This is a genomic window from Bartonella sp. AP88HLJMH (assembly GCF_042195605.1).
Lineage (GTDB): Bacteria > Pseudomonadota > Alphaproteobacteria > Rhizobiales > Rhizobiaceae > Bartonella.
This window is the reverse complement of the sequence record NZ_JBHIOR010000008.1, coordinates 8,691-33,803: the sequence shown is the minus strand read 5'-3', so window position 1 is coordinate 33,803 and position 25,113 is coordinate 8,691. Positions and strand designations below refer to the sequence as shown.

23 protein-coding genes are annotated in these 25,113 nt (G+C 39.9%); 19 read left to right on the top strand and 4 right to left on the bottom strand.

Annotated features, from left to right (window positions below):
• Positions 1 to 721: 721 nt before the first annotated feature.
• Positions 722 to 928: a hypothetical protein gene (locus ACFIMA_RS05230; protein WP_375693737.1), complete on the top strand. Its 207-nt coding sequence runs from the start codon at positions 722 to 724 to the stop codon at positions 926 to 928.
• 427 nt (positions 929 to 1,355) lie between these two features.
• Here ACFIMA_RS05230 and ACFIMA_RS05225 read toward each other — a convergent pair whose 3' ends face one another.
• Complete coding sequence (locus ACFIMA_RS05225; RefSeq protein ID WP_375693179.1) at positions 1,356 to 1,724, bottom strand: helix-turn-helix domain-containing protein; 369 nt, start codon at positions 1,722 to 1,724, stop codon at positions 1,356 to 1,358.
• A gap of 794 nt (positions 1,725 to 2,518) precedes the next feature.
• Between ACFIMA_RS05225 and ACFIMA_RS05220 the strand changes: the two genes are divergently transcribed.
• The 15 genes from ACFIMA_RS05220 (at position 2,519) to ACFIMA_RS05150 (ending at position 17,393) form a co-directional block, all read left to right on the top strand.
• On the top strand, positions 2,519 to 2,848 hold the full coding sequence (locus tag ACFIMA_RS05220; RefSeq protein ID WP_375693188.1) for a hypothetical protein: 330 nt from the start codon (positions 2,519 to 2,521) through the stop codon (positions 2,846 to 2,848).
• A gap of 272 nt (positions 2,849 to 3,120) precedes the next feature.
• On the top strand, positions 3,121 to 3,336 hold the full coding sequence (locus tag ACFIMA_RS05215; RefSeq protein WP_375631848.1) for a hypothetical protein: 216 nt from the start codon (positions 3,121 to 3,123) through the stop codon (positions 3,334 to 3,336).
• A gap of 662 nt (positions 3,337 to 3,998) precedes the next feature.
• A complete protein-coding gene (locus ACFIMA_RS05210) occupies positions 3,999 to 5,360 on the top strand; it encodes a PBSX family phage terminase large subunit (protein WP_375631846.1) in 1,362 nt (453 codons plus the stop codon).
• Positions 5,345 to 7,195 (top strand): portal protein, encoded by a 1,851-nt coding sequence (locus ACFIMA_RS05205; RefSeq protein WP_375660794.1) that lies wholly within the window; start codon positions 5,345 to 5,347, stop codon positions 7,193 to 7,195. Before ACFIMA_RS05210 ends, ACFIMA_RS05205 begins: the two co-directional genes overlap by 16 nt.
• Positions 7,196 to 7,476: 281 nt before the next feature.
• On the top strand, positions 7,477 to 8,250 hold the full coding sequence (locus ACFIMA_RS05200; protein WP_375693180.1) for a hypothetical protein: 774 nt from the start codon (positions 7,477 to 7,479) through the stop codon (positions 8,248 to 8,250).
• Positions 8,251 to 8,695: 445 nt separating this feature from the next.
• Complete coding sequence (locus ACFIMA_RS05195; protein WP_273791303.1) at positions 8,696 to 9,814, top strand: N4-gp56 family major capsid protein; 1,119 nt, start codon at positions 8,696 to 8,698, stop codon at positions 9,812 to 9,814.
• Between the two features lie 83 nt (positions 9,815 to 9,897).
• A complete protein-coding gene (locus tag ACFIMA_RS05190) occupies positions 9,898 to 10,593 on the top strand; it encodes a hypothetical protein (RefSeq protein WP_375613655.1) in 696 nt (231 codons plus the stop codon).
• 22 nt (positions 10,594 to 10,615) lie between these two features.
• Complete coding sequence (locus ACFIMA_RS05185; RefSeq protein WP_375621459.1) at positions 10,616 to 10,837, top strand: hypothetical protein; 222 nt, start codon at positions 10,616 to 10,618, stop codon at positions 10,835 to 10,837.
• 55 nt (positions 10,838 to 10,892) lie between these two features.
• Entirely contained in the window at positions 10,893 to 11,021 is a 129-nt protein-coding gene (locus tag ACFIMA_RS05180; RefSeq protein ID WP_375693181.1) for a hypothetical protein, read from the top strand.
• A gap of 119 nt (positions 11,022 to 11,140) precedes the next feature.
• Entirely contained in the window at positions 11,141 to 12,604 is a 1,464-nt protein-coding gene (locus tag ACFIMA_RS05175; protein WP_375693182.1) for a hypothetical protein, read from the top strand.
• 348 nt (positions 12,605 to 12,952) lie between these two features.
• Positions 12,953 to 13,405, top strand: a complete 453-nt coding sequence (locus ACFIMA_RS05170; RefSeq protein WP_375613653.1) for a hypothetical protein — start codon at positions 12,953 to 12,955, stop codon at positions 13,403 to 13,405.
• A complete protein-coding gene (locus ACFIMA_RS05165) occupies positions 13,402 to 14,541 on the top strand; it encodes a tail fiber domain-containing protein (protein ID WP_375693183.1) in 1,140 nt (379 codons plus the stop codon). The genes ACFIMA_RS05170 and ACFIMA_RS05165 overlap by 4 nt, the downstream gene beginning before the upstream one ends.
• The gene (locus ACFIMA_RS05160) at positions 14,538 to 15,542 is read left to right on the top strand and encodes a phage tail protein (protein ID WP_375693184.1); all 1,005 of its coding nucleotides are present in this window, start codon (positions 14,538 to 14,540) and stop codon (positions 15,540 to 15,542) included. Before ACFIMA_RS05165 ends, ACFIMA_RS05160 begins: the two co-directional genes overlap by 4 nt.
• 674 nt (positions 15,543 to 16,216) lie before the next feature.
• Positions 16,217 to 16,375 (top strand): hypothetical protein, encoded by a 159-nt coding sequence (locus tag ACFIMA_RS05155; protein WP_375621454.1) that lies wholly within the window; start codon positions 16,217 to 16,219, stop codon positions 16,373 to 16,375.
• A 532-nt stretch (positions 16,376 to 16,907) separates the two neighbouring features.
• Positions 16,908 to 17,393 carry a hypothetical protein gene (locus ACFIMA_RS05150; protein ID WP_375631825.1) on the top strand — a complete coding sequence of 162 codons (486 nt, stop codon included), beginning with the start codon at positions 16,908 to 16,910 and terminating at the stop codon, positions 17,391 to 17,393.
• 1,142 nt (positions 17,394 to 18,535) lie between these two features.
• On the opposite strand, the gene ACFIMA_RS05145 is transcribed toward ACFIMA_RS05150, so the two are convergent.
• A complete protein-coding gene (locus ACFIMA_RS05145; protein ID WP_375677860.1) occupies positions 18,536 to 18,847 on the bottom strand; it encodes a hypothetical protein in 312 nt (103 codons plus the stop codon).
• A gap of 772 nt (positions 18,848 to 19,619) precedes the next feature.
• Between ACFIMA_RS05145 and ACFIMA_RS05140 the strand changes: the two genes are divergently transcribed.
• The 3 genes from ACFIMA_RS05140 to ACFIMA_RS05130 all read left to right on the top strand — a co-directional run bounded on the left by ACFIMA_RS05140 (position 19,620) and on the right by ACFIMA_RS05130 (position 22,516).
• Positions 19,620 to 20,063 (top strand): hypothetical protein, encoded by a 444-nt coding sequence (locus tag ACFIMA_RS05140; RefSeq protein ID WP_375610680.1) that lies wholly within the window; start codon positions 19,620 to 19,622, stop codon positions 20,061 to 20,063.
• 146 nt (positions 20,064 to 20,209) lie between these two features.
• The gene (locus ACFIMA_RS05135) at positions 20,210 to 20,350 is read left to right on the top strand and encodes a hypothetical protein (protein ID WP_375693736.1); all 141 of its coding nucleotides are present in this window, start codon (positions 20,210 to 20,212) and stop codon (positions 20,348 to 20,350) included.
• A gap of 1,392 nt (positions 20,351 to 21,742) precedes the next feature.
• On the top strand, positions 21,743 to 22,516 hold the full coding sequence (locus tag ACFIMA_RS05130; RefSeq protein ID WP_375677859.1) for a DUF4167 domain-containing protein: 774 nt from the start codon (positions 21,743 to 21,745) through the stop codon (positions 22,514 to 22,516).
• A 1,548-nt stretch (positions 22,517 to 24,064) separates the two neighbouring features.
• Here ACFIMA_RS05130 and ACFIMA_RS05125 read toward each other — a convergent pair.
• Positions 24,065 to 24,514 carry a hypothetical protein gene (locus ACFIMA_RS05125; protein WP_375611689.1) on the bottom strand — a complete coding sequence of 150 codons (450 nt, stop codon included), beginning with the start codon at positions 24,512 to 24,514 and terminating at the stop codon, positions 24,065 to 24,067.
• A 45-nt stretch (positions 24,515 to 24,559) separates the two neighbouring features.
• On the bottom strand, positions 24,560 to 24,925 hold the full coding sequence (locus ACFIMA_RS05120) for a hypothetical protein (protein WP_375632088.1): 366 nt from the start codon (positions 24,923 to 24,925) through the stop codon (positions 24,560 to 24,562).
• Positions 24,926 to 25,113 lie beyond the last annotated feature (188 nt).

The following is a 25,113-nucleotide window of genomic DNA, read 5'->3' as shown; positions in this document are numbered from 1 at the left end:
AGCGCCCTCGCATGAGTATTCCGGGAGGTTGAAAGCACTGAACTCAAATCAGCTTTTTGCTTTTAGTGCTGACAAGCACTTGGACATAGCAAAAACTCCCGGAACTCCGGGATACCCACAAAGTGGGGTAAATTAACGTTTGAGTTTTCGGGCTTCAACTCCCTATTGATCGCTGCGTAGATGATCAAGGCACCTTTTGAGTGATAAAGTAATTTCAAGGGATTGGCAAGAACAATTAAAAGATTTGGAAAATGAGAGCATTTTTTTGTATCTTAAAAATTATCTCATTATATTCTTATGCCTTATGCAGTAAAATATTGTCATTTGAGGTAGGGTGAGATGGAGGCATTAGAGGCAAGGATATGCCGTCGAGGGACCTTCAAGCATATCAATAATTCGGGTATATCAATAAGGTGCTTTTTGTGAGAGTGTCTGGATATTGGAGGGTAGGGGTTATCTGTCCGTGTCTGGTGAAACAGTATTCTTTGAGGGGTGGTGAGAGGTGGTTGCCCAAATGCAATATACGCGATAAAAGTGGGATTGTTAACAGACTCTTGTTTATTGAGTGGTGGGTTAGTTTGGAAATTTCGTTTGGCTGCTTTCTGTAAAGATAGAAGAGCGTAAAAACGTGAATCTGTAAAAGTGAAGTGAAGAATTTATGCATTGTATGCTTTTGTCTTGACATGGAATGGGGGGAAAGGACTGGGGAACAAGTCTGCAAATGAAGTCGAAAGCTAGGATGCAGAATGTGAAAATTGGCACTGTGGGAGAAGCTTTTTGGTGTGTGTGTGAAGCTTTGTCTTTTGGGTGGGGTCTTTGCTTCGAAGCGGAATTGATCGGTATTTGTGGGAGCTTTCGCTCTTTGTGTTGGAGAGGGATGGGTGTAAGAATATTCAGAAAAGGCTTGCTTGTTGAATCCGTTGTTTGAGGGGTATGGTGTGCTGATCTGTCTGAGTGGTTGGTAGGAGGAAACTGCTACAAGATGTTGGATTCTTGACAACGCAGTGTAAGATGCTGGTGGAAAAGTTTCATTTGGTTGCTTTCTGTAAAGATGGAAAAGCATAAAACGTGAATCCGTAAAAGTGAAGTGAAGAATTTATGCGTTGTATGCTTTTGTCTTGACATGGAATGTGGTCGGAGAACTAGGGGACGCATTTGTGAATGGAGAGGGGAAAGCTGGGATGAAGAGGGGTATAAATCGCGTTGACTGGAGAAAAGTGTGTGAGGGAATATTTTAGGGCAGGGCTTATCTGTCTTGTCTGATAAAATTGCCTTCTTTGAAGTGTCGTGATCTGAAGCTTATATTTTAAGGATGTTGATATATTGGCGAGGGATGTTGATGGGTGTGCTTTTGTCTAATCAGAAATTAACCACAAAATTGCTTTTTGTTTTTTCGGCTGGAGCTCTCTAAAGTTTTTTAAAAGGGCGTGTTCTTTTTCGCTGTATGTGTCTTGATCGTGGTGTAAGGCATGTTCTTTTGTGGGAATATCTGCTGTTAAAAGATCCGCATAAAAAAAGTTCATAGGAACTGCTAGTTTTTTAGCAATTTCGAGCAAACACCCCGCGCTTACACGATTTAAACCTTTTTCGTATTTCTGGATTTGTTGGAAACTGACACCTAAATGGCTTCCTAATTCCTTTTGAGAAAGTCCCATTGAAATTCTTCTATGACGGATCTTTTTACCTATTGAAATGTCGTTGAAATGTGAATTTTTAGTTCGCACTTCAAGCTCCCCTCCGGTTGCGAGCGCCCTCGCATGAGTATTCCGGGAGTAGTAAAGTACTGAGCTCTAGTCAGCATTTTTGCTTTTAGTGCTTATCACACCTGGACATAGCAAAAACTCCCGGAATCCCGGGACACCCACAAAGTGGGTTCATTCTTACGCTAGAGCTTAGGGCTTTACTATCCCTTATTGATCGTTGCGTGGACGATCAAAATATCCTTTGAGTGATAAAGTAATTTCAAGGGATTGGCAAGAACAATTAAAAGATTTGCTATACGGTTATAGTGTAAAATAGGGATGTTTGGGGGGGTGGTAATCTGATGTTAGTAGGGGAATTTACTGGGGAAGAGGTTGGATGATAGTTTAAAACCGGTGCGGGGTGGAAGCTTTATTCAGCAGAGGAAAATTTGCTTTTTGAAGTCGAATTGTAGATCAGAGCTTATCTGGCGTGTTTGATTAAACACCATTCTTTGAAGTGTGGGATAGCTATATGAAATAATCAGCAGGGGAATCTGATAGACGAGAAATCAGCTTGTTGACAGACCCGTGTTTACAGAGGGGCGTGGGGATGGCGGTTTTTGAGTTTCATTTGGCTTTTTTCTGTAATGATGTAAAAGCGTAAAAATGTGAATCTGTAAAATTATGCGGAGGATTTGGGCTTTATGTGGGTTCTTGTCTTTTAGGGTGTGGTCTCATTTTTTATTGTTGATGGCTTGTTAAATTTTGTTGCTGATTTTCATGTCATTTTTTGTGTTTGAAGTATTGGTTTTTCTTTAGTTGGAAGGAACATGATGATGGTAGATGAACATTGTCTTCCCTTACGTCGAAAAGGGCGGAAAAAAACAACTTTGAATAAAACAACAAAGCGATTTAATGAAGCTCTTTTGACAGCCGCTGAGCAGGCTGGATATCACTATGGTGAGGATGGGCTGGTGTCTTATCTTCAGTATCATGCGTTGAATAATCCTGTTCCTTTTTTTTCGCTGCTGGCAAAAGTCTTGCCTCTTCAGGTTACGGGAGAAGCAGGGGGAGATGTTAAAACAGTTTCGCGTATTGAGATTGTACCAGTGAATGCAAAAAATAGCGAACCGGAGAAGCATGATCCCTCGGCAACTGAGGCTTGAAGCTACGAGAAAATGTTGGGTTGGGCACATGATGTTTAAGGGATATTGTCTTTGAACGGGGATGCTAGATGTTTGTCTGAAAGCTTATGATTGAAATTGCGGTGAGGGGCGTGTGCTTTAGGCGTGTGAGCTGTGACGTTGTTAAGCTTTGGTGGGGGAAGCATGAGGACGTGGACTGGAGGAGACTTCGGTGCATATGGTGTTTTTTGGGGGTACATGGCGTCTGGGGTGGTTTGTGTGAAGGGGTCGGCAAGATGCTTTTATGGCGATGCATGAGGGGCGCGATACCTGAAAGATGTTGGGGAGTGCTTGATGATATTTGCTGTTTTGGACATTTGGTGAAGATTTGGGCTTTTCTCGTTATTGAAGGTGTGGAGATATCAAAAACAGTTTCGCGTATTGAGATTGTGCCAGTGAATGCAAAAAGTAGCGAACCGGAGAAGCTTGATACCTCGATAACTGAGGCTTGTGATATTGAAAAATGTTAGGCTGAGGTGGGTGATGTGGGGTGATGTCTTGCAAGGGGGCTGCTTTGGTGATTGCCTATCTTGAGGGGATTGAAGCGGAGGCTATCGTGTTTGTGGGCGCTCGTGATATTGGGAAGGGGCTTTGGTGAATGATGCCGTAAGGGCCCGTGTGCTGGAGGGGATTTGGTGCAGGGTATTTGTGTGGTGGATATGGAACAGTGTTTTGATGGGTGAGGGGCATGAAACTTGAGAGAAGTGTTATGCTTGCCTGATGCATGTGTTTTGGTGGGGGTATCTTGGGGGATAAAGTGTGAGGATTGGTGATGCTTGAGAGGCATGATATTGGAGGATGTTGGGCTTTGGATATGCCTGAGAGCCATGTGCTGAGGCTATGATTTGGTTGGGGAGGATACCTTGCTTGTGGTTGGGGGATGACAGGCGCGGTGTTTGAGGGGGTGGGGCTTTTGTGCCTTGGGGGCTTGGGGCGCATAGGTGGGGTCAAGGGGATCTCATGCAAAAAAGTGAAATTTATTGAATATTAGGATGAAGAAAAGATAAAGCGCTGCTTTTGAGAAGGGCGTTTTTCGTTCAATTGCTCTTTTCGTTCAATTGCTCTGGGATCATTAAACTTGGGATAAGCAAAAGGGTGCAGCGCAATTATTGCTAAAGTATGAAAATTTATAATGACAACTGTTCAGAAAATTTCTCAAAAAATTGAGCAGAAAACGGCTCAAGTGGCTCTTATTCCAAAGCTTATTCCTGTCTTTACTGGAAATGCCGATGTGCGAGCCGCTTGGGGAGGACGCGGTTCTGGAAAAACACGTTCTTTTGCTTTGATGTCTGCTGTGGTGGGATATCGCCATGGAATGGCTGGAGAACGCGGGATTATTCTTTGTGCACGGCAATTTCAAAATTCTCTTAATGAAAGTTCTTTGGAGGAAATTAAACGCGCTATCGAGTCTTATCCTTTTTTACAAGATTATTATGAAATCGGCGATAAATATATTAAGTCAAAAGATGGACGGATTGTCTATGTGTTTGCTGGGCTTGATCGCAATATCGCAAGTATTAAATCAATGGGTCGCGTTTTCCTTTGTTGGGTCGATGAAGCCGAACCCGTGACAGAAACTGCTTGGCAAACACTTATTCCAACTTTGCGCGAAGAAGGAAAAGATTGGAATGCAGAATTATGGGTCACATGGAACCCATGCCATGAAAATGCAGCCGTGGAAAAACGTTTCCGAAATGTCGATAATCCTCATATCAAAGGGGTGGAAATTAATTGGCGTGATAATCCGCAATTTCCTGAAAAACTCAATCGTGATCGAATGGACGATTTGCAGCAAAGACCAGAGCAGTATAACCATATTTGGGAAGGCGAATATCTCCAAGCTGTCCAAGGGGCTTATTATCAGAAATGTCTTCTCGAAGCCGAAATGGAAGGGCGGATTACCACTGTTCCACGGGATCCTTTGATGCAGGTGAGAATCTTTTGGGATATCGGGGGAACAGGCGCAAAGGCTGATGCTACCGCATTGTGGGTCGCGCAGTTTGTTGGACGGGAAATCCGAGTGCTCGATTATTATGAAGCCCAAGGTCAACCTCTCTCAGAACATGTGGGGTGGGTCTTTCAAAGGGGATATGAAAAGGCTCTTATGGTCTTGCCTCATGATGGCGCAACAAAAGATCGTGTCTATAATGTGAGTTTTGAAAGTGCCCTTCAACAAGCCGGTTTTCAAACCAAAATAATTCCTAACCAAGGAACAGGCGCTGTGAAAATGCGTATCGAAGCCGTACGGCGGTTGTTTCCTGCACTATGGTTTAATCGTGAAACGACATGTGCGGGCAGAAAAGCGCTTGCTTGGTATCATGAAAAGCGCGACGAACAGCGCAATATCGGACTAGGAGCTGAACATGATTGGGCTAGCCATGGCGCCGATGCCTTTGGACTGATGTGTGTGGCTTATGAACAACCAAATGCTAAAGCGCGAAAAAAACCTTATCGCTCGTTTCACCATTCTCAAACTTCATGGATGGCTTTTTAATGAATAGTTCTACAGATTCTTCTTTTAATCAAATCGAAACGCTTGAAAATCAAGCTCTCTTTAAAAAACTCGTGGGTTGGTATCAGGATGATATTGATCATGTCGAAAAATGGCGAAAAAATGCCCAGGAAGATTACGATTTTTATAATGGGCGGCAATGGAATGAGCAAGACTTGGCTGTCTTGCACGAACAAAACAGACCCGTGATGACTTTTAACCGTATTGCGCCTTTAATTAATGCCGTGATTGGGGCTGAGCGCAATAATAAAAGGCAAGTGCAATTTATTCCACGACAAGAAGGAGCTGCCTTTGCAAACCAGATTTTGACAGGAGCAGCCGAATGGTTTCGCGATGAAGCCGACGGCGAATACGAAGATTCCGATGCTTTTCAAGATGCAATTATTTGCGGTATGGGCTGGACAGATACACGCCTTGATTATGAACAAGATCCCCAAGGAAAACCAATCATTGCGCGGCTGGATCCTATGAAAATGGTGTGGGATGCAAGTGCTGTCAAGTCTAATCTTATTGATGCTCAACGCTTATGGTATATTGATGAAAAACCCCTTGCTGTGGCGCAGGAAATGTTTCCCAATGTTCATTGGAGTGACCTTAATGCTGATTGGGTTAAACATCAGAGTTTTTTACATTCAACCAGCGATGGGATGACACAAAGTTATCAGTCCGAGAGGGGGTATCAAGGAGAAGAGGGGAGCGGCTATCAACGTCCTAAAATGGTGACATTGGTAGAATGTCGCTGGTTTGAACGCGAGGTGGTTTATAAAGTTCTCGAGCCTCTAAGTGGAAAGTTTGTCGATTATTCAGAGCAGGATTTCCAAAATTTAAGCAAAACCTTTCCTCATGTCCAGGCAACAAGGTTGAACAGAAAAATTGTCAAACGGGCATTTTTAGGTAGAAAGCTGCTTGAAGCGCCTGATAAGCCTTTGGTTCCACCCAATCAATTGGGATGGGAGTGTATTACCGGTACTTTTGATAAGTTAAGCCGACAGTTTTACGGAATTGTGCGCCCTACAAAAGATCCGCAACGGTGGGCAAACAAATATTTTAGTCAAGTAATGCATTTGCTCAATAGCCAATCAAAAGGCGGCATTATGGCAGAACGCGATGCTTTTGATGATGATCGACAAGCCCTCGAGAGTTGGGCTAGAGCCGATAGTATTACTTGGTTGAAAAGTGGTGCTGTGTCTGGGGGAAGAATCCAGCCTAAACCCATGGCACAATTTCCGCAAGGGTTTTTCCAATTGTTTAATGAAGCAAAGAGTGCTCTCGAACAGGTGACGGGGTTGTCTTCTGAATTTATTGGAACGCGAGCTGTCAATCAGCCTGGCATTCTTGAACAACAACGGCGACAATCGTCACTTAATCTTTTGGCTTCCTTTTTTGATGGGTTGCGTCGATATCGGCAACGACAGGGAAAAATTATTCTCTATCTTATTCAAAATTATCTGTCCGATGGGCGGTTGGTGCGTATTGCTGGTGATGAAAATGCCCAGTATGTGCCGCTGACACGCGAAATGGTGACAAGTTTGGAATATGATATTGTCGTGGATGATGCACCAACAAGTCTTAATGAAAAAGAGCGTACTTTTGCACTGATCATGCAATTGCTGCCTTTGATGCAAAATTTTACAACGCCTGAGATTATGCTCGATCTCTTACGCTATTCGCCTTTACCGGCTTCACTTATTCATAAAATTGCGATAAAGGCGCAAAACTCTTTTCAAGAAGAGCAAAATGCCTCAGCGCAGATGGGGGATAATGTGGGGACAGAGCAGATAATGCAGATGTTGCAGACAGCAAAGGCTCAACAATAGGGTGCTTTGTCATGCGTGACTTCTGATAAACGCCATATATCATAAATTGCTTATCGATTTTCGTAGTGCATGGGCTCCCTTTTCTTAAAAGAACTGTTTTGTAGGGCAGGACTGTTGGGAAAAGTAGGGTGGAGAGGGAGTCTTGCCGTCATGTGGGGTGGAGAGCATTGGGGGAATGCTGGTGCTAAATGATGAGAGAGCATTGAGGGGATAAATGCTTATGGAGCTGTTTTATCTGAAAAATTTGATTTTATTGTTTAAAAAAAGAGAAGGCTAATGTCATGGATCAAGAACACTTAACGCCGGCAGAACAAAACCAATTGAAACAAGATTTTCTGGTCTCAACACAAGAGAGAGAAAATGGTGAAATTGGAAGAGAAGAAAAAACTCTTGAAGATAATTTTCAAGGGCAAATGCATCAACAACAGGACTCTTCGCAAAAGGCTGGAAAAGAGGTTCAAGGGGGAGAAGATGCTCCACCAGATCCACAAAAAGACTTTATGGGCTATATGCAATGGTTGGGAAAAACACTCCAAAAAAAAGGGCTTTTACATGAAAAACAACAGCCTTCTCTTGGTTTGGAAGCAGAACAGTTACATGCGTTTTTTCAGCAGTCTGTTGCTAGTGTTAAACAAAAGCATGATGATTTTGATCAAGCAGCTGATTTTATTTATGAAACGAGGGCTAAACAGTTGGCAGCTTGTGCTTCGCTCTATCCTGAGATGGCCGATCCCAAAAATATTGATGCGTTGATTGGTGATGAGTTGAAGCAGATCTTGCGCGATTGTGCGCAAAAAAATCAAAATCCGGCTGAAGTGATTTACTCTATTGCACAAAAAATTGGCTACACAAATGTTCCCAATAACATGGGTGAAAATTTACAGGAAAGACACAATTCTGCACGTACTCTTGCTGCTTATAACGGTTTAACGCCAAATGGGCCGATTTCTTTGGATATGCTTGATAAAATGTCAGAAGCAGAGTTTAGCGCTTGGGTTGCTGATCCTAAAAATAAAGCCGCTTTTAATCGTTTAATGGGGGGAAGAGAATTTTAAAAACAAGAATGTGGCAGGTGTTTTTTGCGGGAATGTTAAGAGGCTTTTGGCGCAGAAGAATGCGGGAGTGTTTTTTGCGGGGAATGTTAAGAGGCTTTTGGTGCAGGAGAATGCGGGGGGTGTTTTTTGCGGGAACGTTAAGAGGCTTTTAGCGCAGGAGAATGCGGGAGTGTTTTTTGCGGGAACGTTAAGAGGCTTTTAGCGCAGGAGAATGCGGGGGAGTGTTTTTTGCGGGAATGTTAAGAGGCTTTTGGCGCAGGAGAATGCTAGGGGATTTCTTAAACACGGATGTGGAGAGGAGAGCTCTTATAAGGGGGAGGCAGACGCTAACAGAAATTAGATAAAACTCACAAACAACCTATTCACCATTTGAAATGAAATGTGGTGTTTTAACAACCGGCGCTTTGCCGGGTTTTTTATGTCAATAAAACTTTTAGAGGACAAAATGACTGTAACTTATATCGGACTTAATGACCCAATGGCAGTGCGCACATGGTCTAAATTACTAAACCAAGAAGTCTCAAAAGCACTTCCAATTGCACCGTTGATTGGAAATGATTCAAACAGTATCGTACAATTAAAAGATGAAACCACGAAAGCAAGTGGGGATGCTATTAGCTTTAATTTGCGTGTGCAGTTGCTAGGCGATGGGGTGAGCGAAGGGCAGACATTGGAAGGCAATGAAGAAGCTTTACAGTTTCTCAATGATCGCTTGGCAATTAATGAACTCGTTCATGCTGTGCGTGTCAAAAATGAGGGAACGATTGATCAACAACGAATTCTCCATGATTTGCGCACCGAGGCAAAAAATGGTTTGGTTGATTGGTATGCAGATCGTCTGAGTATGATGTTCTTCATTCAAGTTTGCGGGTATACCGCAAAAACAATTAACTTTGAAGGACGCACGATTACCCTTAAACCAGTTCATTATGGGTTTAATGCGCCAACGGCACCAACCAATAAACGTGTGGTACGTCCTAATGATAAAGCAAAAGATGAGGACTTAAAAGAAGACGATGTTTTTGATCTCAGCTTGATTGATAAAGCAGTTGAACGGGCTAAATTGGCAAATCCTAAAATTAGACCTGTGCGGATTGATGGCGAAAATGTCTATGTGCTTTATCTACATCCAACCCAAGTGACACAATTGCGAACCAATACTGATGCGGGGCAATGGCTCGACATTACTAAGGCAATCTATAGTGGAAGTCGTATCAAAAATCCGCTCTATGATGGGTCTTTGGGCATGTATAATGGTGTGGTTTTGCGCGAAGCTGAACATATTACCGAAGGGGTCGAAGCTGGAACCGCTAACAAAGCTGTACCAAATGTGCGGCGGGCTGTTCTGCTTGGTGCACAGAGTGCTGTGATTGCTTTTGGTAAAGATCGAGGGGCGACACGCTATAAATTGGTGGAAGAACTCTTCGACTATGAAAGAGAATTCGGGGTTGCGGCAAAAACCATTATTGGTATGAAAAAAACTTGCTTTACCTTGCCAGGCAGTACGCAAGGGGCTCAGGATTTTGGCACTATTGTCATTCCAACTTATGGAGCACCCGCTTAAAGCAAATTTTTGCTCTCTTCCCCCAACAAGAGGGATCTGTTGGGGGAAAAATTTAAAATGCTTCCAGAAACAAGGACAGGCTTATGACCACTTTATCCTCTGATCCCCAAAATCTAAACCTTACACATTCAGACCATTCTAAAACTTTTGCTTATATGGTCGCGCTTATTCAAGATGAAATTGACGATACAACAGCGGAATATTCCCTGCAAATTCAAGATTCAATTTTTACGGCTTTGCGTTTGTGTGAACGCGAACCCTTTTTCTTTAATGAAAAAAGAGAAAGGACGTTTAAAACACAAAGTGGTAAAACATGGTATGGGCAAGAAGAAGGGGTTTTTATTGAAGCAGAAAAGAGTTTGGAGGGCGTCTTTTTAGTAACAAAGAGTGCAACACCAACAAAGTTGTTCTTTAAGCCCTTGGAAGTGTTGCATCAACAATATGGTATGCATCCTGCGCTAGGAACGCCATTCTTTTATACCTACCTTGATCAAAAAATAGGACTCTTTCCAACACCAGAACATGTGGAAGCTGTACAGCTTTCTTATGCTCCTGTTCATTTTGCCGATGAACAGCTGAAAGAGGATGATAACCCTTGGTTGATTTATGCTTTTGATCTTATTAAAGCACGAGCAAAATATGAACTTTATAAAAATATTCTTAAAGATCCTGAATATGCCGCCGTTTCTTTCAGAGATTTTCAAGAACAGCTTCAAGCTTTGCGCATTGAAACATCGCGCCGAAAAGGTTCTTCAAAGATCCGCCCAATGCGTTTTTAAAAGACTTTTTTCCAAATCGTTTATGGCTGGCGTTGAAGGTTGGTTTGGCACTGGTGGCTGGTTTGTCACTTATGGCTGGATACACGCGTTGGGTGTTGATGGTGAAGGGCTGGTGGATGGCGTTGGGGTGGCCATTATTTATGGTATCGTTTTTTTTTGGTGCGTTAAACAACCTAAGGTTGTTTATTTTGTTGAATTTTATGCCTTTAGAGTTTTAAGGGCTTTTGTGGTTTTTTATCCATAAGCCTTGGTGTTTTGAATGGCACTGAGCTTTTCAAAGGTTTTATGGGGGGCTTTTGATGGCTCTTTCCCCCGTCATTGTGGGGGGTGATTTGCGGGCAGTTGATTTTGGTTTGGCGCTGGTGGATGGCGTTGGGGTGGCCATTATTTATGGTATCGTTTTTTTTTGGTGCGTTAAACAACTTTAGGTTGTTTATTTTGTTGAATTTTATGCCTTTAGAGTTTTAAGGGCTTTTGTGGTTTTTTATCAATAAGCCTTGGTGTTTTGAATGGCACTGGGCTCTTCAAAGATTTTATGGGGGTCTTGATGGCTTTTTTCCCAATCGCTGATTATCGACCCGATGTGGCGGATATCAATGGAATTTTTACCGATGAACTTGTTAATGTGCTCCCGGCTGATGGCTCCTATATCCCTATGCCAAGTTTTGAACCTTTATCAGAGCCTTGTCCGGAGCCAATCTTAGGCGCTCTTGCGGTTAAAACAAAAAATGGGGTTTCTATTATTGTCGGGACAAGAGAAAAAATCTTCTTGCTTGATAATACAACAATGAACTGGAAAGATATTAGCCAAAAAGGAAAACCTTATCTGGCTAATGTTGATGCTCCGTGGTCTTTTGCTTTGTTTGGTGATTTGATCATTGCGGTGAATGCCAATGATAAACCACAAGTGATTGATATTAACCATGATAAAACATTTAGAAATTTAGGAGGAAATCCACCACAGGCAGGGATTGTTCGAATCTGGGGAGATTTCGTTTGTTTGATGAAATTAACCGAGTATCCAAGAAGGGTTCATTGGTCTGGATTAAATGATGCTGAATTTTGGACCGTGGGGAAAAAAAGTTGTGATTATCAAGATTTTCCTGATGGCGGATTCGTCCAAGGGGCAACGGAGACAACAAATCCAATTATCTTTATGCGTTCTGCAATCTATGCCGGTTCTTTTATCCCTGGCTCTAAGATTATTTTTAGTTTCCAAAAAATCCACGATAAACGAGGCGCAAAAAATGCTGAATCAATTGTTTGTAGAGGCGATTTAGCATTCTTTGCCGATGAGGGCGGGTTTTATCAAATAACAAATGAGGGACAGATTATACCCATTGGGTTCGAAAAAGTCGATCGAACGATGACCGCAAAATCAAGGAAGGATAATCTGTACACTCTATCTGCTGCTATCGATGGGGTGTATAATCGTGTTTATTGGATGGTTGATTCTGATGAGAATCTTCATAAACGTATCTTGCTCATTTATGATTGGGGATTGCAAAAATGGACAAAAGCTCTCGTCGATATCAAAATGATATTGCCTATTTTCTTAGCCGGAACAACCCTAGAAGGTCTTGATTTTGTGACTAAGAATATTGATGACTTGTCCTTTTCTCTTGATAGTAAAGCTTGGAAAAATGAATCGCCTATTCTGGGGGCATTTGATCAACAGGGGAGACTGGGTTCGTTTTCTGGGTGTCCTATGGCTTGTGTCGTGACATCACAAGAAATGGGGCAGACAAATGGCAGGATAACACGGGTGAAAAATATTATGCCTCAAGTCAATAGTGGAAAGTTTTATTTGTCTGTGGGAATGCGCTTTCGACAATCTCTTGAAGAGGAAACTGTTTGGTTGCCAGAAAAACAGCCCTCTTATAATACTGGACAAATTCATTGTCGTGCAAGGGCACGGTTTTATCGCTTTAAATTGCGTATTCCTGAAGGGGTGAATTGGACTCATGTCACTGGATTTGATGTGGAATTGACGCGGGCCGGCATGCGATAGGCATGCCCTTTTGTAATACCATGCGATAGGCTCAAACCTCTATTATTAAAGAACAAATGCCCCATAGACTTCCCAAGCCTTTATAAACAAAGGCACAATGCGATAAGCTGTGTCTTTATAATATGAAGAACAAGGTGGTGCGTTATGTTTCATGCTTTTCTGCGATAAAGGAAAATAGGCTGCACCATAGTTTATTTTTATAAAGAAAAAAGTTCCCTCTTTGTTGTGACAAAGGGATGATGGGGCTTTTTTTCTTTTATTGTGCGGGGGGCATGGAATGCGTGAAGTATGCATGGGGATGCGTATTGCTCAAATGAGGGAAATGACAAAGCTAAAAGAGCTAAAATTATGATGCAAGAGAGTCAAGATTTATATTCTGCTCATCTGACAGAGCAGTGGCCATGGGAAAAAATAGCTCCCTATCAAGAGGCTCTCAATGCTGCATTGAAAAAATATGTTCAGCGCTTTCCGGATGATGTTTGTCTGGAAAAAATTGCTGAAGAAATCGCTACAGGACAAGCACAATTGTGGCTGGTCTTAAAAAATAAAATCCAATTTAGTGCTTTTGCAATTACCAAAGTTGAAATAACCCATACGGGAAAAAAATGCGTCGTTCTCTCTGATCTTGCTGGAGAGGGAGGGCTGAAATTGGTCAAGTTGATTGATGAAGTCGAAAAATGGGCGCGAACAATTAATGCTGAAGAAATGCACATGTTTGGAAGAACTGGATGGGCGAAAAAGCTCGCTCATCACGGATATTCTCGTAATCTTATTCAATATAGAAAGGTTCTGAACCCATGAGTAGAAAAACCACACCTCAAGTGCAGACAACAACACAAACAAATGCTCCACCTGCTTGGGCGGCTGATATTCTTAAACAAGCCAGTGCTGATGCACTTGGACTTTATAATAGAGGAATTGGCGGAAACGTTTATCAGGGAGACAGAGTCGCTGGTCTTAGCAATATGACAAAAAATGCGCTGACCGGTTTACAACAAGCAGCAGGGCTCTATAACAATCCAACGGTAACGCAATGGTTGAGTGCACCAACCAACAGCGCTACAAATCTTTCCGGTATGGCTAAGGGAAGCTGGATTGGAAGCAATAGTAAATTTAATACTGCATTGCAAAATGCTCTGAATAAAACGTCCGATGCAATTAATCAATCGATGTCGGGAGCAGGACGTTATGGTTCTGGGGCTCATACTGGTGTGCTGGCCGATGAGTTAGGCGCCTTGGCAACAAATGCTGCAGCACAGCAATATAATCAAGATATTAACAATATGATGAATGCAAACCAGATGATTGATCGCTCTCAGAATGATCAAGTTAATGCGGCAAATAGCTATTATCAAGGACAGAGTAACGTGCAAAGCAATGCTTTGAAAGGGGGCATGATTCAAGATATAAACCGCCAAAATGTCTTAGATGCTGAACGCCAAAAATGGTCAGAAAAAGATAATCAAGATTGGAACCGATTGCAAAGTTTGTTACAGGTAGGAACACAGGCTGCTGGAAATTACGGAACGACTTCAGGAAAATCCACGACAATGCCTTCTGTGACAAAAGATCCATTGCGTGATGCGCAGCAAGTGCTTGGATTGGTCGGAGGAATTTTAGGGCTTTGTGATGTGAGAGCAAAAGAAAATATTATCCCTGTGGGGCAGAAAAAGGGATATCCACTTTATACCTTTAATTATAAGGGAAATCCACAACGTTATCAGGGCGTTATGGCGCAAGACGTGTTGCGTGTGAACCCTGAAGCTGTTTATGTCAATGCGAAAACAAAGTTATTGCATGTTGATTATGACAAAATAGGCCTGAAAATGGAAAAAATGAAAATGGAGAAAATGCCGGCATCTAAAAATAAAATTGCGGCTTTCTTTTCTTCATTTTTTGCTCGTTTTCCCTTTTTGAAAAAAGAGTATCTTCTATGAGCTCGATTTATGATTGGTCAATTGTTGCATCAGAAAATGCTTATGTCGACGAGAATATAAACTGGGCAGAAGGGCAACCGCCAAGCACAGTCAATGATAGTGCTCGCGCTATGATGCAACGCATCAAAGAATATTTGTTGGATAATGGGGGCGGGATTGAAACACAGTTTACTGTCGATGTGAAAAATGAGAGAACGTCACTTCGTTTGGCAACAAAGTCTTTTTTTGAGACTTATATGGATGGCATTGTTGTGCGCTTTAAAGCACAAGGCGTCAACAGAGGAATAACAAATATTTCTTTAAATCAATTGCCGCCAAGACCAACTTATATGGCAACGCCAGAGGGTATTGTGCCTTTAAAGGGCGGGGAAATTCAAAAAGGGGGGCTTTATGAGATCGTCTATACGCGTGATATTGCCGGAAAAAATGCTGATGGCTGGTTTTTAACCAATCCTACTATAAAACTTCCTGAAATTCCGCCCTTTCCTCCTTTGCCTGAAACTTTTTCTTCTGGATTTATCGGGACTTTTGCTACAGAAAAAATACCCTCTGGATGGTTACTGTGTAATGGTAAAGAATATTCGCGAAGGAACTATGCTAATCTCTTTGCTGTTCTGGGAGAAACATGGGGAAAAGGAGACGGGAGAACAACATTCAATGTTCCCGATTTGCGTGGAATGTTTTTACGGGGGCTCGATAGTGGAAAAGAAATTGATAAAGGACGTCGCTTGGGAAGCCGACAAGAAGAGTCTTTTCAATCCCATACCCATGAGGGAAAAACAGATTCAACAGGTAACCACCAGCATAGTTATCCAATGATTGACGAAGTAGTTTGGGATATGAATCACGGTGAATATTATAGACATCTGGCTCAAGTCTACAATAAAGATCGGTTAACGAAGGCTGCGGGAGAGCATGAACATAAGGTCTTGTTGCAAAAAACAGGGGGGGATGAAACACGCCCCGTCAATATGGCGGTGGTTTATGCTGTCAAAGCCTGAGAATGAAAGCTGTGTGAGAGAAAGATAAAAATGCTAAAATGTTTGTTATGAAAAAAAGTCTTATTGAATATAAAGTCTTATAGAATATATTGTGTAGAAAGTTTTGAGGCGCTTTAGAAAAAACTCAACTCTCTTTATTTTTTGTGCTGCCTTTGTTGGATGTCTAAAGGTAAGTTTGCCTATTGTTCTTTAGAGGATCAAGACGGTGATTATTGAAGGTAGGGGGAGAACAAAAAAACTTTCTTTATTCATGGCGTTTTTTGCTGATGAATCAATATTTTAGCTCAAATGCCTCTCTTTTGTGATATCGTGATCCATTATTTCAAGTGCTGGGGTTAAAGCGCTGCTGTGCGATGACAAAAAGCCCCTAGATAATTTTATCCTATTATAGCGTAAAATACCGTCATTAAAACACTATTATTGAAGGTGGTGATATCAGTAAGATAGCTTAAAGTATTTAATACATTAGCAAATGTTATGGTGAGGATTTTCTTGGTTAAGTATTATGCAAGTGAATCATATAAATAATGAGCAGATATGGAGCCCCTTCAGAGGAGTTGGATTGTTTACAAACCGATGTGGGGCTAAAACCTTTGTCCTTTGAGGGTGGTGGAAAGAGGTTAACGGATATGTTTATTTAAAGCGAGAAAAAGCAAAATGGAGCGCTCCCTTTTTTGGCAAAGCGTGTAGGAAAAAAGCCCCTCTTTGTTTTCAAAATGGGTGCACTGTTGGCAAGAGCAGCAGGTTGGCGATGCGTTGTAGTACATGGTGAGGCATTGAACCCTCTGAGATGGCATTTTGTGCTTATCAGGCAACTTCTTGAAACAGGATGAGAGTGATACGAGAAAATCTATAAGACAATAGTTTATCCCGTTGTGTTGTAAAATACCATTGTTTGAGATGCGGTTAAAATTTTATGCATGGGGTGTTTTTCGTCTGTGCGTATTCCTAACGCAGCATTTTTTTGTAGAGTAACTCTGGACAGGGGATACATTACAAGGATGCGTTTGAAGGGGGAAGCCAAGTCAAATCTGTTAGATAAGAAGCCAGATTGTTTACAAACCATTGTTTATTGATTGCCATTATTTAAAGACCGGTGTGGGCTTTGTCCTTTTGGGAAAGGTTGATACAGCATGCAAGGTGACATGCATTTCTCTTTGGTTTTAGGTGGTAAAATCATCATTTTAGGTGGAAAACAGAGTATAATCTAAAAAAATACCTTGTAAAAATTTTCGATGAGGAATTTTTTTTCAAAAGCTTTTCATATGGTTTTCTGAGGTTTTCTGAGAAATGCAAGAGCCGTACAACGAAAAAAGAGATGCAAATGCCTTAATACGCGTTTAGCTTATCAAAAAGGGGGATATAATGGCACTTTTTCCATTTTCTATTGCTGATATTGATGATCCGGAATGTATTCGTGTGGTTCTTTATGCTAGCGGAAGAATGGGACATGCTCCTTTAAACGCATTGTTGAAGAAAGCATATGAAGATATTACAAAAATTGCAAAGCGCATGGATGCTTTAGAAAAAAAATTAAATGCTCTAGATCTTACCAATGTCGAACAGAAAAAAAATGAGAAAGAAGAGAAGCAAGACAGTATTAATAGTGTTGTGAGTGGTGGAATAACGACACCAAACAGTTTTGTGAGCGCACCAGAAATTAAAACAGAATCATCGTCCGCTGGAGACATATTTTTTTCTCCAATATACGAGGCGCCAAAAATAGACTACAGCTCTTTTATTTCAAAATTTACAGCACATAAACCGCTAGAAATACACAGTAGTGTTACTCAAAACATCAGTGTTGAGCATTCTAGAGAGATTTCTTCTTTGTTAGATAAGGAAAAATAGAATAGAGTGATCATAACAATATGTATGGGGTGAAGCTATAGATCAGATAAACCTAATTTATATCTTCGGTGGAGCCTGGAATTGCACTCTGTTTGAGATGTTAAAAAATGGTAAAAATTGATAGAGAAGCGTTGTTGCTGGATAAGTTGATCATGCGTTGTTGGGGAGAGTAGGGCGCATATTGAAATCTAAGGGTAAGTTTTTAAAGCCTACAGAGCAAGGAGCCATGCCCAAATAGAAACGCATGGCAAAAGAAGCTTTAAAAAGATAAAAAATCGTGCAATCATTTTAAAAAGCTTTTGGATAGAGCGTTTGATGATTTTAACTCTATAAAAAATTGCCATTTTTACGCTTTTTTAAAAGAGAAAAAGTGCAGTTCCTCGCAATTTTAATTTGTTAAAAATCCCATAAAAAGAAAATGTTAATTGCCAAAAGGACAAAAGCAGAAAAATGCCTATAAAAAAATCATGCGTATCGTTGTGTCTTTTCTTATAAAGAAGAGAAATGCTGTACTGTTGGAGCAGGCTTGAAGGCTAACGTTTCACTTGTTTTCTTATCAGACAAGATTGTACAAGCGGTTGTTGATTTGTCTTATCCTGTTTATGCTGTAAAGACTGTCCTTTCAGGTGTGATGATATAAGGCAAGTCTCTTTGTAAGAGCTTCCATGATACAAAAAGTGTTTTTTAAAGGGCGTGGCAAATATTTAAGGCAGGCTTATTTGTTGAGCTTTAAGTTTAAATCAATCACATACGAAAAAGCCAAATGGACCCCACTGCAATCTGGGCTGTTGATAAATCAGATTGGGTGAAGAATCTTCATCTTTTGAAGTGGTGAATGTAAGTTAAGAAAAACCAGCTTTTACAAGCGTAAAAGAACGGGTCTTATTATAATTATGGACTTAAATCATGTGTGTTTTTTCATGGATTATATTGAGATAAAGCTACAAAGTATTTTGATTTATTGGATACGTTTTTATTTTAGAAAGTGTATTGTTATAAACAGTTCTCCTCAATACGAATGTATCATTATTTATACTCTTTTTGGATATTTTTATAAATATAATTAAAAAGCTTGCAATACTATACGTTTTGTGTATAAGTATTTATTATTGATTTCTTTTGTATTTTATTTAGTTATATCTCTATTCATAAGCCGCGCCTTTAAATGGTGCGGCTTTTTTACTTTCTAATAACAGGGGCGCTATATATTTGTTATTGAGATGGCTTTGGATATTTTTCTCATTATTGTATTTTGTGATTTCATTTTGCAGTGAAATCTTTAAATTCTTGTGTGTTTTATCCCAATAGGGAAGATTCAAATAAAAATGCAGGCGTCTGGGTTTGGTTTCTTTGCTTTGGTTGGGGGGCGTTGAATAGTTAAAGAATCTTTGTGATTGTTTGACGGAGAATGATATGAGGTGAAGCATAAAATGGTGGCGCATTTGAAGGGCCATTATCATACATGCCAGCATGATCAAAAATGCAAATGTGTCTTTAACAGTGTTTGTTGATCTCGATTAGAAAGTCCATTCTTTTTTGTTAGGAGTTTTACATCTATAATCTCTTATCTTGTTTTAGCGACTGCTTTTTGAGGGGGCGGTAATAGAAGGCGTATAAGATTTTATATATGAAGTGTTTGTGTGGTGAATAACGGTAAATCCATTGAGCACTCCCATCTTTACGCTTATGTAGAGGCAAGCCGGGTACTATCAGTGTATTTGCTCGCTCGCAATTTTGCTACGGTCTTTGACACTTAAGACGATTCATAAGAGGCATATGCCTTTCTTATACAGTTTTTAATCCACATGCCAGTTCCGCTTGTAACTTGTAAGCGACATGGTTTTGGTTGATTTAACATAAACAGGTTTGGAATGAGAGAATCCTATGGTGTTCGGGTTTCTCATTCAACGTGCAAAACAATAAATACTCTTTGTAAATCAATGTGATGTGTTTTAACAAAGACGAATTGTTTATAGATCCGCATGGATGAAGAATCTTCGTCTTTAAAAGTGGTGAGAGAAAATCATCAGCCCTATTTTTTCATAAAGGGCATGAGAAAAGTGTTTCATAAGAATTATATACGATAAGAATTATACGGTAAAAAAGAGAGTCTTTTGACATAAGAGTCTTGATCGTTTGCGGCTATAACCTGTATTGTGTACACAGATACTTCTATCATTTTTTGCTGTAAAAGCTTCTCTTGGGATATTAAAGGGTATAATCTTTATGGAAAAAAGAATCCGAGCAAGACAAAAGGCTTATTTCAAAAGATTATATCGCAAGATTGCTTTTGTTTGCATAATACTTTTTTGTATAGTGTTTTTGTGTTTTGTTGTTGCAAAGGTGGTTAGTTATTTTTCTTCTCATAAAAAAGTAACACAACAAGCACCCGTTGAATTGGTTATTCCTGTTTTTGATCTACGCGTATATTGCAAGGAAATTTCTGCCTCCGTTATGCCCGATATGAAAAGAGAGGTTTATCAGCATTGTCTTAATTTGGAAAGTGAGGCCTATTTTGCTATTCGTGAAATGTGGGATAAGCTTTCTGATAGTGCTAAAAAACAATGTTTGACGAGGGTCCGTCCTGGGGATGGAAATTATTTTCTCTTACGAGACTGTTTTCTGAATGAAAGAGAAAATAAAACAGGCAAAAGGCGCAATTACTTTTAAGTTTTTATATGGAAAGTTAAAAGGATGCGAATTTTGATAAAAAGATAAAAGCCTCTTAAATGACTATCTGCCTCATGACCAATAGCAGCTTGATTTATTTATCTTGTTATATCGAACTTCTTATTTAAGGTGTGGCGACATAAGGTATGGATGGCCTCCTTGAAATGTTTAAGGGGGCGTGGTGGAGTTTCAGGAGGATTTGTTGCGCTTTTTTAAGGGAAATAACAAGTGTGGGAAATCCATTTCGTGATGGTTTTGGTGAATGGTATAATGGTAAACCATCATGAAATGTATAAAATTTATAAAGCAAGTTCATCTTTATGGTTTAAACAAAGAATAAGCCGGTACTATCTCACACTTTGCTCGCTCCCAATGGTGCTCTCGACAACCCTTTAGCCTTAGAGACGGTTCATAAGAGGCACTTTTAGTCTTTTTATCGTTTTTACTCCACGCAGGTTTTCCCACATGTAACATGCAAGAAAAAGAGATTGATTCAACAGCAAACAGATTGAGGATGAAAAATCCTACGGTATTAATTTTCTTATTCAACACAAAAAATATGAATTATCATTATAAATCAATTTAGTGTATGAATTTTATAAGTATTTTCATTGTTAACAGACCAGTGTGATTTGAGAACCTTCATTCTTTGAGGGTGTAAGTCAATAGACATGACAAAAATGAGTAAAAAAACATTCCTTTTATAAACATTTACGGCTTCTTCATGCGTAAAGCGCTGTGCTGGGTTTAAAAATGTGCTTGTTTTATAATTCTAGTTTTCTTTATCAGAAAAGATAAGTAAGGAAATACTTTAGGCCATTCTTATTGATAGGCTTTGAGGAGGGTATTTTTTTGAGAAGAAGCTGATTTTTAAAAAAGTGTGACATATTGGTCGTTTTTTTCATAATTTGATATTTTTTTGTATTTAAATATTTTGTTTTTAAGCTCAATTTGTTATAAATAAAAACTGTGATTAACTTAAAAACTCTATGGGTTAAAATAAAAATTGATAGTATCATTGACTTTTTTGGGAAAGAAGATTGATCTCTTGGTGATTATAGGGCTTGAATAATACTTCGTGTTAATCTATCTATAAAAGTTAAGAGGTTTTGTGAGGCGATCGTGGATTATCGCTCGCAAGGGGTTGCTTTAGCGATGAAGAGAGGCTATATTTATAAAATAAAGAGGTTCGCGCAGTGACTCGTTGGGATGGAAGTGCTTGTGAGTTAAATGCACGAGGGGGTAGAGAATATCGGCGTTTTTAGGAGCGGTGGTTTTAGAGCAAAAAAGGAAGCTTCTACTATTCTCTGGCAGGAATTTTTTCTTTGTCAGGTGTGTTATATGTGTGTTTTCCTTTTTGTTTTCCACAAGATAATTATTTTTTTTTAGTGAAATATGGTTTATTTTAAAAAAAACACTTGGCATTTTACGTGAACATCATTAGGTTTCTGCTGTTTGACAGAGAAAAAGGGAATTTTTGATTTACGATTTCCCTGCTGTTTTGTGATTTTCAAGAAAATATATGCTTTTATCAATATCAGTAGGGTTCGTTTGAGTGAAATAAACGCGGATAGCTTGATAATCGTATGTTAAACATGATCAGCATTATCAAAAGATAATGTAATGAGGAAGCGTCAATTAAGACACACATAAGACAAACACTCCAAAAAGGGATAAAGATGAGGCCACAACAAAATAGACGGGTACGCGGTCGCAATAATAACAATAATGGTAATAACAATAATAATCGTCGCGGTCCTAATCCGTTGTCTCGCAATTATGAAAGTAGCGGTCCGGATGTTAAAATTCGCGGGAATGCTCAGCAAATTGCCGATAAATACATAAGCCTTGCGCGTGATGCACAAGGTGCAGGTGATCGTGTTATGTCGGAAAATTATTTACAACATGCCGAGCACTATTTGCGTATTATTTTAGCAGCAGCTGGGCAAATGTCTCAATCGGTTCGGCGTGATGAAAATCGTGGTGATGAAAACGAAAATCGTGATGAAAACAATGGGCAAGAATGCGGTGAAATAAATCTTGATGGTGAAAAAAAGGATGCTGTCGAGGGTGATACAGATGTATTACAAATGTCGTCGCAAAAAAATGGCAATGGCCAATATGATAAAGCGCAAAATGGGGATGCGCGTGAAAACGCTTTAGAGGCTCTATCGGATGAAAAAACAGATCAAGAGCACTGCCTCTCTGAGAAAAATGTTGAACCTGTCAAAAAAATACGTCGTTCTCCTCGTCGACGTACTGTACGGACTCAAGATGAATCATCTCTTGAGCTTTCACTTACAACAGCAGAAAGCTCTAGCAATGGAGATGCATCAACAGCAACAAAAACAGCAACAAAAGAGGATTCTTCCTTGCCTGGATTAGGTGAGGGGATACAGAGAAAACCACGCCGTCGCCGAGTGGTCAATCTTGAGGCAGAGGAAAATATTTAAACCTTGAAGGGTGCTGTGTAAGCGCGCTTGTGTGGTGATGTTATTGGTATCATGATAATAAATTATAATATGCTCAAGAAGATTCTTGCGCTTTCTTTAGATTTTCACGGGCAGTATCAGGAACTTAACGAAGGCTGTTGACAGAAAAGATTGCCTCTTTGCTGAGATTTAAGTAAGGGGATACAGGGAAAGATGCGTCGTCGCTCAAGTGGTCAATCTTGAAGCAGAGGAAAATATTTAAACCTTGAAGGGTGCTGTGTAAGCGCGCTTGTGTGGTGATGTTATTGGTATCATGATAATAAATTATAATATGCTCAAGAAGATTCTTGCGCTTTCTTTGAGTTTTCACGGGGCTGTATTGAGACTTAACGAAGGCTGTTGACAGAAAAGATTGCCTCTTTGCTGAGATTTAAGTAAGCGGATACAGAGAAAACCACGCCGTCGCTCAAGTGGTCAATCTTGAAGCAGAGGGAAATGTTTAAACCTGAAAGGTGCTGTATAAGCGCTTGTGGTGATGTTATTGGTATCATGATAGTAAATTGTATATACTCAAGAAGCCTCTTGCGCTTTCTTTGGATTTTCACGGGCAGTATTGAGACTTAACAAAGGGTGTTGACAGAAAAGATTGCCTCTTTGCTGGGATTTAAGTGAGGAAATACAGAGAAAACCGCATCCGTGTATTTTAAGAGGCAGTTCTTTTATGAAGAACGCAATGTCGTTGTTTTATTTAATTCACACTTATATTTAATATTATTCAATGTATTCATGCCCATTTCGCGTTGGTGTTCATGAATTCTATTATGTGAAATTCATCGGCTATCTTTGCTTAATAAAAGATGTAAGCTGGGCGTTATTGCTTTAATTTTCAATGTTGCAACAGTTCTTCTTTTGATACCGGATCATTCATAAGAGGTATTTTTATTCATCCATTTTCTTGCTGGGATATGTAAAGAAATGATTTTGATTCAGTTTCTTACGAACAGATTTGAAAGGGAGAATCTTACAGTATTTGAGATTCTCGTTTGACATGCAAAATAAATCATCACTATAAATTAATATGTTGAATTTTTGCACTCAAGAAGAGGTATTTCTTGCACGTTTATTAGCTTTTCCCAAGTGATGTCATTTTCTTAAAATGGGAATGCGTTGACAGAAAGGTTTCTTCTTTTCCAAGATTTAAGTGAGGGGATACAGTAAAAACCACGCCGTCGCCGAGTGGTGGATATTTAAGACTTATCACATTAATTTATAATAATAATTCATTGTTTTGAATGTTAGGTGAGAGCTCCTAAACCCCTAGAATTCTCTCATTTGCAAATTTGTTCCATGTTGGATCAACAAAAACCATTCGCTTGCACGTTGCAAACGGGGAGAGCCCGTGTGGATAAATTTGTATAAGAAGGAATAAAAATGGCTCTTATGAACTCTCTCTAGCGCCAAGGATTGTGGGCAACATCCACGAGTTGGTAAAGCGTGTGATAATGCCGGCTTGCAGAAAATGTTTAAACCTTCAGAATGCTATGTCAGCGCTTATTGATGTTAGTTTTCTTAATGGGGCATTATCTTCGCTCTCTCTTTTGTTGTTTCAACAGAAAGAATGGAGACAAGTGCACCGGTGTGATAATTGTAAATCATAAATTTTGTTTGTCCATCAGGGGTTAAAACTTTCAGTACAATATTGTGTTCTGAGAGGCTTTGCGACAAAATCTGTGTTTTTTCCGGTAGAGAGAGCGTATGATGGATAACGTGTGGGTTTTTGCTGAGAGAGGAAGATAGCTCTGTTTGTTTTGGCGCTGATCCGGTTTTTATCACTTTATAAACAATTAAAAACAGTACGGTTAGAATAAGGAAAAGCGTTATTAAAACGGAAATAATCATTAAACCCATAAGTTTTTTTCTCACTCGTTCTACGGCAGGGTCTAAAGGGAGATCTTGAGGCAGAGAATTTTGCTCTGTGTGATGGTCTTTTGAAGGGTGCATTCGCTTATTATCCATCATGTCTTTCATTGATTATTTTTTTTGAGATCTGATGGGTTTATGCTTTTAAAGTTTTTTGTGCAAGAGGTTTGTGGAAGAAGAATGTAAAAGAGGAAGCGATGTTGGTAAAATATCTTCTTTGTGGACTGTAGACAGCTTGTCCTTTACGTTTTGGCTTTTAAGAAGAAAATTTCCATGGTTTGTTACAGACCAGATCAAGCTTACTTCTTGTTGATGCAAATTTGCATGTACGTTTATACATTGGGCAAAAATTTGTTGTCCATAAAGTGCAAACTTTTTTGTGGACGGGACCATGGCCTGTTCACAAGCTTGAGCCGTGGGATAGATTTTAACCATTGTATTGTTCGAATAGCAACTATTAAAATCATCTGTACATGAAACTAATAAGAGGATAAAAACAAGGGGATTCATCAATTATTTTCCAAATGACAGGTTGACAGAGCGGACTCCAATTTGTCAGCCTAGGGGCTTCTTCACTGTTAAACGCTTTCAAAGTTTTTTAGTTCCCCTTTGAGATGGGTTTTCCCCTTTGAGATGGGTTTTCCCCTTTGAGATGGGTTTTCCCCTTTGAGATGGGTTTTCCCCTTTGAGATGGGTTT